Annotated in this window: 9 protein-coding genes; 2 read left to right on the top strand and 7 right to left on the bottom strand. The window is 75.4% G+C overall.

Features of this window, described 5'->3' with window-relative positions; genetic code table 11:
* The 6 genes from DNK56_RS22540 to DNK56_RS22510 are packed head-to-tail and all read right to left on the bottom strand — an operon-like array spanning position 1 to position 11,661.
* Positions 1 to 4,713: a type I polyketide synthase gene (locus DNK56_RS22540; protein WP_111337522.1), complete on the bottom strand. Its 4,713-nt coding sequence runs from the start codon at positions 4,711 to 4,713 to the stop codon at positions 1 to 3.
* Positions 4,706 to 6,652 carry a non-ribosomal peptide synthetase gene (locus DNK56_RS34790; RefSeq protein WP_146610437.1) on the bottom strand — a complete coding sequence of 649 codons (1,947 nt, stop codon included), beginning with the start codon at positions 6,650 to 6,652 and terminating at the stop codon, positions 4,706 to 4,708. The genes DNK56_RS22540 and DNK56_RS34790 overlap by 8 nt, the downstream gene beginning before the upstream one ends.
* Positions 6,649 to 7,716 carry a zinc-dependent alcohol dehydrogenase gene (locus DNK56_RS22525; RefSeq protein ID WP_111337519.1) on the bottom strand — a complete coding sequence of 356 codons (1,068 nt, stop codon included), beginning with the start codon at positions 7,714 to 7,716 and terminating at the stop codon, positions 6,649 to 6,651. Before DNK56_RS22525 ends, DNK56_RS34790 begins: the two co-directional genes overlap by 4 nt.
* Positions 7,713 to 8,978, bottom strand: coding sequence for a Coenzyme F420 hydrogenase/dehydrogenase, beta subunit C-terminal domain (locus DNK56_RS22520; RefSeq protein ID WP_111337517.1), 1,266 nt, complete (start codon positions 8,976 to 8,978; stop codon positions 7,713 to 7,715). The genes DNK56_RS22525 and DNK56_RS22520 overlap by 4 nt, the downstream gene beginning before the upstream one ends.
* Positions 8,975 to 10,246, bottom strand: coding sequence for an aminotransferase class III-fold pyridoxal phosphate-dependent enzyme (locus DNK56_RS22515; protein ID WP_111337515.1), 1,272 nt, complete (start codon positions 10,244 to 10,246; stop codon positions 8,975 to 8,977). The genes DNK56_RS22520 and DNK56_RS22515 overlap by 4 nt, the downstream gene beginning before the upstream one ends.
* A complete protein-coding gene (locus DNK56_RS22510; RefSeq protein WP_241990058.1) occupies positions 10,243 to 11,661 on the bottom strand; it encodes a 3-phosphoshikimate 1-carboxyvinyltransferase in 1,419 nt (472 codons plus the stop codon). Before DNK56_RS22510 ends, DNK56_RS22515 begins: the two co-directional genes overlap by 4 nt.
* Positions 11,662 to 11,938: 277 nt before the next feature.
* On the opposite strand from DNK56_RS22510, the gene DNK56_RS22505 reads away from it, so the two are divergent.
* Both DNK56_RS22505 and DNK56_RS22500 read left to right on the top strand, forming a co-directional pair.
* Positions 11,939 to 12,958, top strand: a complete 1,020-nt coding sequence (locus tag DNK56_RS22505) for a helix-turn-helix transcriptional regulator (RefSeq protein WP_158558482.1) — start codon at positions 11,939 to 11,941, stop codon at positions 12,956 to 12,958.
* Positions 12,959 to 13,109: 151 nt separating this feature from the next.
* Positions 13,110 to 13,682 carry a GNAT family N-acetyltransferase gene (locus DNK56_RS22500; protein WP_158558483.1) on the top strand — a complete coding sequence of 191 codons (573 nt, stop codon included), beginning with the start codon at positions 13,110 to 13,112 and terminating at the stop codon, positions 13,680 to 13,682.
* 2 nt (positions 13,683 to 13,684) lie between these two features.
* On the opposite strand, the gene DNK56_RS22495 is transcribed toward DNK56_RS22500, so the two are convergent.
* On the bottom strand, positions 13,685 to 14,200 hold the full coding sequence (locus tag DNK56_RS22495; protein WP_199563656.1) for a GNAT family N-acetyltransferase: 516 nt from the start codon (positions 14,198 to 14,200) through the stop codon (positions 13,685 to 13,687).
* Positions 14,201 to 14,252: the final 52 nt, after the last annotated feature.

Below are 14,252 nucleotides of genomic sequence, written 5' to 3'. Positions count from 1 at the left end.
TCAGCGCTCCTGTTCCTGAGAGGTCCCGGCCTGGGGGTTCGCGGCCGGGTCGTTCTCGGCCGCCGCGAGCAGCCGTTCGAGTTCGGCCGGGTCGAGCCCGTCCAGCTCGCGGGCCAGCAGCGCGACGTCGTCGTCGGTGGCGGCGGTGGCCCGGAGCCGGTCGTCGACCAGGCCGGCCAGCGCCCGCGGGGTGGGGTCGCCGAGCACGTCGGCCAGCGACACCTCGACGGAGAACTGCTCGCGCACGTTCGAGAGCAGCCGGACGATCAGCAGCGAGTCGCCGCCGAACTCGAAGATGTCGCCGTCGAGCGGCATCTCCTCGGCGCCCAGCGCGTCGCGCACCAGCCGGGCCACCTGGTCGGTGAGGTCACCGGCCGCGGCGTCCGGGCCGGCCTCGCCCGCGGGGACGCCGGCCACCGGTGTGGCGATGCGTTCGTCGCGCACCCACTGGTCGAGCCGGTGGTCGATGTCCCAGGTGGAGACGGCGACATGGGAGACGTCGCGCAGCGTCAGGAGCCGGCGGATGGTCTCCAGACCCTCGTCCGGCTGGATGGCCTTGTCGTCCATGCTGCGTCCGATGGCCGACAGGGCCCGCTTCTCGTCCTGGTGGTGCTGCCACACGTCCCAGGCGGCGCTGATCCACACGGTGCGGTCCAGGCCCCGGTTGGCGCGTTCGGCCGCCGCGTCCATGAAGTGGTTGGCGGCGCCGTAGCCGAGCAGCCGCAGACCGCCGAGCACCCCGGCGAGGGAGGAGAGCATGAGGCAGAAGTCGACGGGGTGGTCGGCGAGGACCTTCTCCAGGGCGATCTGGCCGTGCGCCTTGGACACGAAGTGCCACTGGCACTGCTCGACGCTGGCCGCGGTGATGGCGCGGTCCCACTGCTCGCTCGGCAGGCCCGCCGCGTGGACCACCCCGTCGAGCCCGCCGAACTGGGCCTTCACCTTCTCGACGGCGGTACGCAGCCCGTCCGCGTCCGCGACGTCGGCGTTGACGAGGAAGGGGGCGGCCCCGGCGGCCTCCAGGGCGCGCAGCCGCTTGATCCGCAGCGCCGTCTCGTCGTCGTGCGGATGCTCCTCCAGCCAGGCGTCCCAGGCCGCCCGCGCGGGCAGCGCCTCGCGCGTCAGCAGGGCGAGCCGGGCGCCGCACTCGCGGTGCAGCCAGGCCGCGATGGTGGAGCCGATCTCACCGAGCCCGCCGGTGATCAGGTAGACGCCGCCGTCCTTCAGCCGGGACGCGGCCGGGGCGCTCCAGTCCGCGCGGACGCGGGCCATCTCGGTGACCCAGCGGGTGGCGCCGCGCAGGGTGACGGCCACCTCCGGGCGCCGGAAGGAGCCCAGTTCGGCGGCGAGGGTGCGCAGCGACCGCTCGTCGGGCCGGGCGGGCAGGTCGAAGTGGCGGGCGCCGATGTTGCCGTGCTCCTGGCCGATGACCCGGGCGGCCACGGCCAGGGTGACCAGTTCGGCGGCCGGTTCGGGCTCGGCGGTGCTGACCGCGTACGCTCCGGCGCTCACCAGGTCGAGCTGGACGGGGCGGGTCACGCCGTACTCGCTCAGCGCCTTGACGAGGGCGATCAGGCTGTAGAGGCCGGCCCGCTGGGCCTGCTCGAAGCGCTCGACGCCGGGCTCGGGCGGGAGTGCGCCGGTGGACCAGGCGTGCACCAGGTGGCCGGGCAGCCGGTCCTCGGCGAGCAGGTCGGCGACGAGGCGGCCGTGGTCCTCCTCGGAGTCGGGCCGCACCGTCCAGGTGTCGCCGTCGCGGCCGTACGCGTCGCCCGCGCGCACCGTGAGCACCTCGCCGGCGAAGGCGTGGGCGCTCAGGCGCTCGGCGGTGCCGTCCGGGTCGGCGAAGAGGAGGACGGGGTCGGTGAGCGGCCGGGCCCCGGTGTCCGGGGTGCCGACGGCCGGGCGCCACACGGGCGCCGAGAGCCAGTCGTCCAGCGGCAGCTTCCCGGCCGGGGCGGCGGCGCTCCGGCCGGTCGCGGCGGTCAGCGTGTCGGAGCCGGGTTCGATCCAGTAGCGGGTGCCCTCGAAGGGGTAGGTGGGCAGCGGTACCCGGCCGCTGCCCCGGCCCGCGTGGAGGCCCGCCCAGTCCACCGGCAGGCCCGCCGCCCAGAGCCGGCCGAGCGCGGCGTGCACCGCGGTGAGGTCGGCGCCGGCGTCGCGGCCGCGCGCGGCGGAGGTGATGACCGGTATGCCGGTCTCGCGGTCCGGGTGGCGGCGGGTGAAGGTGGCCAGGGTCTGGCCGGGGCCGGCTTCGAGGAAGACGTGGTCGTCGTCGGCGAGCAGGGTGGCGAGGCAGTCGGCGAACCGGACGGTGTCGCGGAGGTGGGCGCCCCAGTAGGCGGGGTCGGTGGCCTCCTCGTCCCGTATCCAGGTTCCGGTCCGGTTGGACAGGAACGGAATGCGGGGGCGGTTCAGTTCGATGCCGCGCAGCAGTTCGGTGAGCGGTTCGACGGCGGGGTCCATCATCGGCGAGTGGAAGGCGTGGGAAGTGACGACCTTGCGGTGGGCGACGCCGTCGGCGGTGAGCCGGGCGGTCAGCTCGCGGACCGCCTCCCTGGTCCCGGCGACGGTGCAGACGGCGGGCTCGTTGACCGCGGCCAGCGCGACGTCGTCGCCGAGGTAGGCGGCCAGTTCGCCGGGCGGCAGCATGACGGCGGCCATCACGCCGCCGGGCAGCGCGTCCACCAGACGGCCGCGTTCGGCGATCACCCGCAGGGCGTCCGGCAGCCGGAAGACCCCGGCCAGGGTGGCGGCGACGTACTCGCCGACGCTGTGGCCGACGAGGGCGGCGGGGCGCACGCCCCACTCCTGCCACTGCCGGGCGAGCGCGTACTCGACGGCGAACAGGGCGGGCTGGGTGAGCAGGGTGCGGTCCAGGCTGGGGGCGCCGGACGCGCCGCCGGTCCCGCGCAGCGCCGGGTAGAGCACGTCCCGCAGGTCGAGCCCCAGGTGGGGCAGGAGCAGTTCGGCGCACTCGTCCAGGGCGGCGCGGAAGACCGGCAGGTGCTCGTACCAGCCCTGGCCCATGGCGGGGTGCTGGGTGCCCTGGCCGGGGAACAGCAGGACGACGGGGCGGTTGGCGGGCTGCCCGGAGTCCTGGTGGCTGTGGCGCGGGTCGCCGCTGCGCAGGGCCTGTACGGCGGTGGCGCGGTCCGGGGCGGTGACGACGGTCCGGTAGTTGAAGGTGCGGCGGGCGGTGGCGAGGGTGTACGCCGTGTCGTCGAGCCCGGTGTCGCCCCACTCGCCCGGCTCGGCGGGGGCGGTGGCCTCCAGGTGGTCGGCGAGGGCGGTACGGGCGGCTTGCAGCGCGGCCGGTGATTTCGCCGAGACCGGCAGCACCACCACGGGCGCGGCGCCGGCGCGGGGCCGGGTGCCGGTGGGCGGGGCCTCCTCCAGGACGACGTGGGCGGTGGTGCCGCCCATGCCGGTGGAGGTGACGGCGCAGCGCAGGGGGCCGTCGCCCTCCCAGGGTTCGGCGGCGGTGCCGACGCGGAAGCGGGTGCCCTCGACGGCGCACTCCGGGTTCCAGGCGGTGAAGTGGGGGGTCGGTACGAGGGTGCGGTGGTGGAGCATCAGGACGCACTTGATGAACGCGGTGACGCCCGCGGCCACGCTGAGGTGGCCCAGGTTGGCCTTGACCGAGCCGATGGTGAGCGGCGGGGCGCCCTCGGCGTCGTACGCCTGGGCCGCGGCGGCCAGTTCGATCGGGTCGCCCATCCGGGTGCCGGTGCCGTGCGCCTCCAGGTAGCTGACGTCGGCGGGGTCCACGCCGGCCACGGCCAGCGCCTCGGCGAGGACGGCGGCCTGCCCGGAGACGCCGGGCGCCGCGTAACCGGCCCGGTCGGCGCCGTCGTTGCCCACGGCGGAGCCCCGGACCACCGCCCAGATCGTGTCGCCGTCCGCGAGCGCGTCGGACAGCCGCTTGAGGACCACCACACCGGCCCCGTTGCCGAAGACGGTGCCGTCGGCCCCGGCGTCGAAGGGCCGGACCGTGCCGGAGGCGGAGGCGATGCCGTCGGCCTCGTGGAGGTATCCCGCCTCCTGCGGGAAGCGCAGGGCGACGCCGCCCGCCAGCGCGACGTCGCACTCCTGGGACAGCAGGCTCTGGACGGCGGTGTGCACCGCGACCAGGGAGGTCGAGCAGGCCGTCTGCACCGAGATGCTGGGGCCGGTGAGGTTGAGGTGGTAGGAGACGCGGGTGGCGAGGTAGTTGGGGTCGTTGCCCATCAGGGTGGGCAGGTCCTGGCGCATCCGCCGGATCGACCCGTTGAAGCCCTTCTCCCCCGTGAGCACGTTGTTGAGGAGGTAGGTGCTGTTGAGCGCGCCGGCGAAGACCCCGATGCGGCCGGGGTACTGCTCCGAGTCGTGGCCGCTGTGTTCGAGCGCGGCCCAGGAGCACTGCAGGAACATCCGCAGCTGCGGGTCCATCCGCTCGGCCTCGCGGGCGCTGAGGTAGAAGAACGACGCGTCGAACAGGTCGGCGTCCTCGACGGTCGAGGCGCGGCGCACGTAGCGGGGGTCGGCGGCCGACTCCGGGGGGACTCCGGCGGCGCTCAGCGTGTCCTCGTCCACGTCGGCGATCCGCTCGGTGCCGGCCAGCAGGTCCCGCCAGAACTCCGTGTGGTCACGGGCGCCCGGCAGTCGGCAGTCCAGGCCCACGACGGCAATCCGGCCATCGAGGGCTGAGTCGTCGTACGCGCGGTCAGTCACGGGTCCCTCCAGGGGCCAGGGTTCGGTCCCCGCCGGGGGGCGGGAGTGTCAGGGAGTGGGGGGCGGTGGTCTCGGGGCGGCGCGGGCGGCGGACCGTGCGGCGGCGGGCGCCGCGTGCCGTGCCGGCGGCGGCGTCCTCGCCGCCCGGCCCCGCGGGGCCGGCGGCCCGCCGGATCAGCCGGGCCAGGCTCCGTACGGTCGGGGCCCGGTACAGGTCGGTCATCCGCAGTCCGGGGGCGACGGTCCTGGTCAGCCGTTCGTGGACGGCCGCCATGCGCAGCGAGGTGCCCCCGAGGTCGAAGAAGTTGTCGTCGGGGCCGGCGTCCGCGATGCCGATCGCCTCGTACCAGGCGTCGGCGATGGCGCGTTCGAGGGAGCCGCCGGGGTGCGGGCCGGGCCCCGCGGCCGGCTGCGCGGCGGTCAGCGGGTCGGGCAGCGCCCTGCGGTCGATCTTGTGGTTGGCGGTGAGCGGCAGTTCGTCGAGCAGGACGTACGCGGTGGGGACGGCGTGGTCCGGGAGGATGCCGCGCAGGGCTGACCGCAGTGCGGCGGGGCGGGGCCGGGTGCCGGGCGCGGCCACCAGGTGGGCCGCCAGCTGGCGTTCGCCGAGCCGGTCGGTGTACGGCATGACGACGGCCTCCCGGATCTGCGGCAGGTCCTTGAGGACGCTCTCCACCTCGCCGGTCTCGACCCGGATGCCGGAGATCTTGACCTGGAAGTCGACGCGTCCGATGAGCAGCAGGGTGCCGTCGTCCAGCCGCCGGGCGAGGTCGCCGGTGCGATACGACAGGTCGGGGGCGGCGGCGCCGGGCGCGAGGTAGGGGCTGACGACGACGATCTCGCCCTCGCCGGGCCCCTCCACGGTCCGGCCCTCGGTGTCCCGGAGGTGGACGGTGGTGCCCGTGACGGGCAGGCCGAGCGGGAAGACGCCGGTGGGCGGGCGGTAGCCGGCGTCCGCGACGCGCAGCAGCGCGCAGGAGCACTCGGTGGAGCCGTAGGCGCCGGCGACCAGGCAGTGCGGTCCGAAGGCGCGCCGGCAGGCGTCGAGGTCGGCGAGGTGGAGGGTGTCGCCGCCGAGCGCGAGCATGCGCATGGCGGGGAGGGCGGTGCCGCGCGACTCCATCGCCCGTACGAGGGCCCGGAAGACGGGCAGCGTCGAGTGGTAGACGGTGAGGTGTTCGCGCGCCATCCACTCCAGCAGTCCGGCCACGCCGAGCGACTTGAGGTCGACGGGGTAGAGGGCTGCGCCGTTGAGCAGGGCGGCGAAGGTGTCCTGGACGGCGGAGTCCCAGCTGTAGGCGGACTGGAGGGTCAGCCGGTCACCGGGCCCGATCCGCAGGCCGTCCGTCCAGACCCGGGTGTGGTGCAGCACGTTGCGGTGCACCTGGGTGACGGGCTTGGGGCGGCCGGTGGAGCCCGAGGTGTAGAGGACGTACGCCTCGCCGTCCGGCGTCGCGCGGACCTCGGGGCCGGCCGCGTCGTGGCGCGCCAGGTCCTCGTACGCGAGCACGGGCCGGCCCCCGGCGAGCGCCGTCGCCGCCGGCAGGCTCGCGCGGAGGGTGACGAGGGCGGCGGCCCCGGAGTCGCGGGCCATGTACGCGAGCCGCGGTTCGGGGTAGGCGGCGTCCAGCGGCACGTACGACAGGCCGGCCCGCAGCACTCCGAGGAGGGCGGCGATCATCTCGGCGCCGTGCGAGAAGAGCAGGGCGACCCGTTGGCCGGGGCGCAGGCCCGCCCCGGCGAGCCCGGCGGCCACGCGGGCGGACAGCCGCTCGGTCTCCCGGTACGTCCACCGGGTGCCGGGGGTCACCACCGCCTCCCGGCCGGGGTGCGCGGCGGCGGTCTCCAGGAAGCGGTGGACCAGGGTGCCGGCCCGCTCGGCCGCGGGGAACGGGCGGTGGCCGGTGTCCGGCGCGCCGGACGGCGTTGCGGTGGTCACGGTGCGCGGTGCTCCTCTGGTCGGTCGCCGGTGCGGTGGGAGAAGAGGACCGCGGGGTGGGCGGGCCTCGCGCGCAGCTGGGCGTACGCCTCGCCGGCCCGTTCCAGCGGGAAGCGCGGCAGGTTCATGGCCGCCGGCCGGATGCCGCCGTCGACGATCAGGTCCAGGGCGCGCTGGAGGTTCTCGGTGACGGTGCCCTCGCCGTCCGGCGCGGTGACGTCGGCAAGGCCGCGCGCGTACGAGGCGTCGCGGTATCCGGCGCCGCAGCGGGCCGCGTACCGGATGTCGAGGTTGCCCAGCTCGACGCTGAACTCGACGCGGGCCGTGAACCGGCCGACGCCGACCAGCCGGGGCCGTCCGGGGGCCCGGCCGGCCCAGCGGACCGCCGCGGCGACGGTCTCGTCGGCGTCGCCGGTGCCGCACAGCAGCACACAGCGGCCGCCCTCGGCGGAGGTGCGGGTGGTGGCCAGGAACGGGGCGGCCTCGGCGACCTCGACACCGAGCGCGGCGGCCTCCCGCAGCCGGTCCGGGCGCAGGTCGAGGAGGGTGACCCGGTTGCCGAGGGCGGCGGCGGTCTGGGCGACGAGCTGGCCGACGATGCCCGCCCCGACCACGGCGACCTCGTCGCCGGGGGCGAGTCCGGCGCGGTCGACGGCGTGGACGGCGGTGGCGGCCAGGTTGGCCACGACGGCGTCCGCGAGGTCGAGCCCGTCCGGGACCTTCCGGCAGAGCCGGTACCCGGCGGTGATCACCCCGGCGTGCACGGCCTCGCCCCAGCCCATCGCGATGACCCGGTCGCCGGGGGCGAAGCCGGGCGCGTCGGGGCCGGCGGCCTCCACGACCCCGGCGGAGCAGTAGCCGAGCGGGAAGCGTTCGCCGGTGCGCGCGGAGCGGTCCAGGTAGTGCAGTTCGGTGCCGGGGCTGACCAGGCTCCAGGAGGCGCGGACGCGCAGCTCACCGGGGCCGGGCGCGGGGCAGTCGGCCTCCTCCAGCACGGGGAGCGGGGCGCCGCCGGCGACCAGGCGCCGGGTGCGCAGCGCGCGGGCGGCGGGCGGGGCGGTCATCGCCGCTCCTCGGTGACGGCGGGGGCGGCTGAGGCGGCGGGGGCGGCTGAGGCGGCGGGGGCGGCCGGGGCGGCGATCCAGCGCTCGTCGGGGACGATCTCCAGGTCCTCGCGGAAGCCGGGGATGGGGCCCATCGGGGTGGGCCTGCCCGATCTCTCGTACGAGGCGCGCCGGTTGCGCTTGCGCTCCAGTCCGAGGTTGAGGCCGGTGAGGTCGACAGGGCTGTGGGTGAGCAGCCCCCGGGCCAGTCCCTCGGCGACGGCCCGGGCGCCGGCCTCGGTGCGGATGAACGCCCGCCCGTGCTTGGGCTGTTCACCGCCGCCCACGCTGGCGGCGAAGATGTTGGGGTCGCCGTCGCTGACGCTGACGTCGGCCAGGCCCGACATCCAGTCGCCGCAGGACAGACAGCGGTACGTCTTGTTGCCGGCGAAGTCCCTGACGGCCTGCCAGAAGGCGACCCGGTGCTCGGCCCCGTCGTCCGTACCGATCCTGATGTCGCCCGGGTACTCGCCCTCCCGGTAGCGCAGCCGTACCACCGAGTCCAGGGGCACTTCGGCCCGGTCGCGGATGACGGCGGCGGTGCCCTCGGGGCGGGTGCTGGAGGAGCAGGCGGGCTCGATGGCCAGCACGACGTGGTCGCGGGCCCAGCGGCCCGCCGCGGTGTCCATCGCCTGGAGCTTGCGCAGGGCCTGGATGTGGCAGGCCACACCGGTGAGCGCGACCCTGGCGTCCGGCTCCTCGTCCATCACCCGGCGCAGCGCGCCCAGGTAGGGCGCCAGCTGGTAGGTGGACTGGGCGGTCTCGGTCAGCCGGGCGGGGTCCCATATCAGTGCGGGGGCGGCGCGCCACGGCTCGTCCGGGTCCCGGCCCATGGAGAGGGTGACGTCCACGTCAAGTGCGACCATCGCGGTCTGCAGGAGCGCGGTGAGGGTGCCGCCGCTGGCGGACGCCTCGAACACGTCGGGGTCGAGGGAGTGTCCCGCGACCACCTCGGAGAAGATGCCGGTCCAGCGCTCCCCGGGGGTGCGGGTGCGGCCGAACAGCCGCTCCTCGGCGGCGGGGGTGGCGGGGTCGGCGCCGGGGCAGACGTCGAGGCAGTCGGCGCAGTCGCCGCAGTCGGTGTCGGTCCAGGACGCGGCGGTGAGCACCGGGGCGAGCCCGTCGAAGCCGATGACCGCGGCCGGGCAGGCGAGTTGGCAGGCCCCGCACACGGTACAGAGGTCGAGGTCGAGTACGTCCTTCTGCAATTGCTGGAACGTCACAGGGATTCCTCGCTACAGGAGTCGGCCGCGGTGACCGCGGCTGCCAGGCCGTTCATGAGGTGTCGGTACGCGTCTTCGTCGAGCAGCGCGGGCGGGACGATCTTGACGGTGGCGTCCTCCGGGCCGCCGCCGAACAGCAGCAGCCGCCCGTCCAGGGCCGCCCTCAGCACCGCGCGGGCCCGCGCCGGGTCCGGCCGGCCGTCGCGTACGCAGTCGAAGGCGGCGAGCGCGCCCGCGGTGCGGACGGCGTCCATCCACGGGTGGCGGCCGGCCAGCGCGTCCAGGTCGGTCCGCAGCCGGGCGCCGAGGGCACGGGCCCGGCCCGGCAGGTCGACCTCGGCCGCGGTGTCGAGCACGGCGGCCGCCGCGGCGCAGGAGACCGGGTGGCCCGAGAAGGTGGAGGTCTGCACCCCGGCGGGCAGGGCGTCGACGACGTGCCGCTCGCCCACGACGGCGGCGACCGGGAAGCCGTTGCCCAGGGTCTTGCCGAGCAGGGTCAGGTCGGGCCGCTCGGTCATCGTCTCGGCGGCGAACATCCGGCCGGCGCGGCCCAGGCCCGTGTAGATCTCGTCCAGGACGAGCAGCGCGCCCCGGCGGTGCGCCTGCCGGGCGATCTCGTCGAGCAGGGCCGGCGCCACCACGAGCACGCCCTCGGTGACCTGGACCGGTTCCAGGACGACCGCGGCCGTCCCGCCCAGCAGGTCGGCCTCGTCGAGCGCGGCGGACAGGGCCGCCGCGAAGTCGCGGGCGTCGTCCGGGCCGGGCCGGCGCGGGTCGGGCAGTTCCGCGCGCACCACGGAGCCGGACGGCAGGCCGCTGTACGTCTTGAACGCGTCCCGCCAGGTCAGCGCGAGCGCCCCCGCGGTCTTGCCGTGGTAGCCGTGCCGGAAGGCGACGACGGCGCGGTGCCCGGTGACCGCGCGGGCGATCTTCAGCGCGGACTCGACCGCCTCGGCGCCGGTCGTGGTGGGCAGGACGGCCGGGTCCTCGTACGGGCTGATCCGGCCGAGGGCGCGGACCATCCGGGCGCGGGCGTCGGAGCCGAGTTTGCAGCCGGTGTGGGTGAGCCGGCCGAGCTGCCGGGCGGCGGCCCCGGTGACCGCGGGGTGCTGGTGGCCGAGGGTCGCCGCGCCGCTGCCCGACGTGCCGTCGAACCAGGCGGTGCCGTCCTCGGTGTAGAGCCAGGGGCCGCTGCCGGTGGCGAACTCGGGTCCGAGCACGGTGCCGGTGGAGCGAGCCTCGGGGGCGGGGGCCTTCACTTCCGTCATCGGTTGCTGTCCTCGCAGATCCTGGCGCCGACGGCACGCTGCACATCGGCGAAGTCGGGAAACGACGTGCGGTGGCAGGCGCCGCCGGAGACGGTGGTGCGGCCGGGCAGGCCCGTGGCGAGGGTCGCGGCCGCCATGGCGATCCGGTGGTCCTCGAAGCCGGGTACGGGACCGGCGCCGAGCGCCGAGCCGCCCCGGACGGTGAGTCCGTCGCCGGCCAGGTCGACGGTGGCCCCGAACGCCTCGGCCATCCGGGCCGTGGTGGCGAGCCGGTCGGTCTCCTTGAAGCGCAGTTCCCCGGCGCAGCCGATCCACGAGTCGCCGGGGAGGGTGGCGGCGACCGCGGCCAGCAGGGGGACCTCGTCGATCAGTGCGTGCAGCAGGGCCGGGCTGTCGACCCGTACGGAGGTCACCGCGGCCAGTCCGCCGCGCGCGACGACGGTGCCGACCGGCTCCCCGCCGGCGGTGGTGCCCCGGTCCTCGTAGGAGAGGTCGGCCCCGGCGGCGCGCAGCACGTCGAAGAAGCCGAGCCGGGTCGGGTTGAGGCAGACCCGCGGCACCCGGAGCGTGCCGCCGTCGCCCCAGAGCAGATGGGCGGCGACGGGGTAGGCGGCGAGCGACGGGTCGGCGGGGATGTCGATGACGGCGGGCACGGTGTATCCCCGGCCCGCGCAGACGACTTCGTGTTCGGTCGAGGTCAGGCCCTCGCCGAACGCGGCGAGCATCCGCTCGGTGTGGTCCCGCGACCTGACCGGGTGCCGGACCGTCACCGGCAGTCCGGCCGCCACCGCGGCGAGCACCACGGCGGAGCGGGCCTGGGCGCTGCCGACACGCAGGTCGACCGTGCCGGGGCGGCTCACCGGGCCCGCGATCCGTACCGGCAGCCGGCCGGGCTCGCCGAGGTAGGTGAGGTCCGCGCCGAGTTCGGCCAGCGGGTCCACCAGCCAGTCCATGGGCCGGTGCCGCAGCACCTCGTCGCCGTCGACGACGGCGTGCGTGCCGGTGCCCGCCAGTACGCCGATCAGCAGGCGGGCGGCGGCGCTCGACCCCTCCGTCTGGAGATACGGAACGTCCTGCGGCCAGGCGTCGATGTCCGGGTGGGGCCGTACGGGCTGCGGCCGGGGCGCCGCGGGCCGCCGGACCACGAGCGCGTCGCCCTCGGTGCCGACGCCGAGGCCGAGGGCGCGCATCGCGGGGAGCAGCGCGCGCACCGCACCGCCCGTGTTGGCGCCCCGCACCGTGAGGGTCGCGGGCGCGCCGGGCAGCAGGGCCGCGAGCAGGGCCCGGTGGCTCACCGACTTGTCGCCGGGCACGGTCACCCGGTGCGCCGTACCGGGGCGCGTGGTCCGGCCGCCGTCCACCACGAGGTCCGCCGAATCGGTCATCGGCATGGCGAAGCTCTGGACTTCTGGCACGGGATACTCCTCTTCTGACGCCCGGTCACCGACGGGTGGCCCGGGGGAACCCGGCACCGCGGCAGGCCGGCCGGCGGGTCCGCCGCGCTGCGGACCTCGGCGGATCGGGGGTCGGCCGGGCCCGGCTCAAGCTGCCACGGGCGGGGGCCGGGTCACAGGGGTTCGCGCTGGCCACCCCGTGACTTGGCCCCATCCGGACACCCCATACCGGGGAGGCGGGCCGCGATTTAGCATTCGAGGGGGCACAGCGAAGCCGACCGCGGGGAGACACGGGCGCATGGACGCACAGGGCACGGCGCAGGGGAAGGCGCAGGAGCTGTTCCGCTTCATGCTCGACCACCCCGACTGGACGCCGGAGAGCGCCCGGCGCGGTCTCGGGTTCTCCCGGATCGACCTGGAACTGGCCCAGCACCTGCTGCTGGAGGCCGGGCTGCTGCGGACGACCCGCGACAAGGCGGCGCGCCCCACGACGGTCGAGCCGGCGGTCGCCGTCGCCAGGCTGCTCGCGATGGAGGAGGACGACGCCAGGAGCTGGATGGCCTCCGTGCACGAGAGGCGCACCACGCTCACCGCGCTCGGCTCCAAGATGATGCGGCTCCAGGCCCAGGCCGACACCGACACCCAGGTCAAGCTGCTCACGGGTCAGGAACCCATAGCCACCGCCCTGAACGGGGTCTCGGTGACGGCGCAGCAGGAGATCCTCAGCATGCATCCGGGCTCGCCGCTGCCGCGTACGGTCCTGGAGGACAGCATGGACCGCAACCGCGCGGCGCTGGAACGGGGCGTCGTCATGCGCTCGCTCCATCTGGAGGCCATGAACAAGGTGCCGAGCGCGCGGGCGCATCTGGAGGCGCTGGAGGATCTCGGGTGCCATGTCCGGCTGACCCCGGCGCTGCCCTTCCGGCTGATCCTCGTCGACGGGGTGCTCGCCTACGTCTCCGCGCCCGCCACCGGCTCACAGCTGTCCGCGCTGGAGATCCGGGGGCAGGAGATCTGCTGGCTGCTGCGCCAGGTCTTCGAGCACTGCTGGCTGCACGGCCGGGCCGTGCCGAGGGGGGAGAGCGCCGTCCAGGAGGTGGATCTGTCGGACCGGGAGAGGGCCGTGCTGCGGATGCTGGCGGCCGGGTACACCGACGAGTCGGTGGCCCGCGCCCTGGGCATCTCCACCCGTACGCTGCGCCGGATGACCACCGTGATCCTGGAGAAGATCGGCGCCCGGAGCCGGTTCGAGGCAGGGGTCAGGGCCGCCATGCTGGAACTCGTCGAGACGTCCCCCGGCGGCCCCGCGGACCTGTGAGCGGACATCGGTCACCGCTCCCGCTGTCCGGTCACGGCACTGGCCTCTCCCGGCCAGTGGGCCGGGTATGGACACCGGCCCGGCCGCTCCCTTTGATGGGCGCTGTCGTCCCCCGGACCGTGGCTCGCCCCGTCGAAGGCAGGAACTGCAGATGGCTCCCGACCGTGCCCCGGCACCGGACCGCCTCCCCACCCCGGCCGCCGGGCTGACCGACGGCGTCGTGTGGCTGCGGCCCCTGCGGGCGGCGGACGCGCCGGCCGTGGCCCGCGCCGGTGACGATCCGGAGGTGGCCCGCTGGACGCCGTTCCCCTCCCCCTTCACGACCGAGCACGCCCGCGACTGGATGGCCGCCCAGCAGGCGGCCGGCACCGTGGACCTGATCGTGACCGACCGCGCGGACGGCACCCGGGTGCTCGGCTGGGTCGGGCTGCACGACCTGGACCTGCCGCAGCGGCGGGGCGAACTCGGCATCTGGCTGGCGGCCGACGCGCGCGGCCGGGGCATCGGCCGCCGGGCGATGGCCCTGATGACCGCGTGGGGCTTCGGCGAGCTGGGCCTGGTGCGGATCGCGGCCCTGTGCCTCAGCGGCAACACCCGCGGCCGCCGCGCCATGGAAGCGGCCGGTTTCGTCCCGGAGGGGGTGCTGCGCGCCTACGAGGACGTGAAGGGCGTCCGGTACGACACCGCGATCCTCGGCATGGTCCGCCCCGATGCGCGCGGCTGACCTCAGAGGGGGCGGACGAAGGAGACCCGGTCGAGACCGGGTCCGTCGTAGTCCGGCTGGACGGGCCGCCCCTCGACCTCCTTCGGGCCCGCTTCCGCGGTGAATCCCATCCGGGTGTGAAAGGCGAACGACCCCGTGTTCGCGGACGAGGTGATCGCACGCACCACGCTGCGCCCGTGAGCCCTGCCGTAGGCGAAGAACCGCTCGTAGAGGAATGTGCCGAGCCCGCGGCCCTGCTCCTCGGGAGCGACGCCGACAAAATGAATGTAACTCTCGTCCGGTCGCGTCTGGGACAGGAAGCCGACAAGGAATCCGGTCAATTCTCCGTCCCGCTCCACAAGGAAACTCCCCGTGGTGAAATGCTGAAAGTAAAGACGCGGCAGGAGCAGCGCCCGCTGCACACTTCCGGTACTCCCCTCGAACTCTCCCCACCATCGGTCGAGCACCTTCAACACCCGTGGATGGTCGTCGGGTTCGGGGCGCCGCACCCGCATTCCATTGAATTCGACGATCGACATGGCGGGATGCTAGCACGGGCCGCCCGGCACGGCGGGGACGTGGAAATCGATC

This window comes from Streptomyces sp. AC1-42W, assembly GCF_003248355.1.
In the GTDB taxonomy this organism is placed as follows: Bacteria; Actinomycetota; Actinomycetes; order Streptomycetales; family Streptomycetaceae; genus Streptomyces.
Note: the sequence above shows the minus strand (reverse complement) of the source record. Positions and strands in the feature narration are given on the sequence as shown.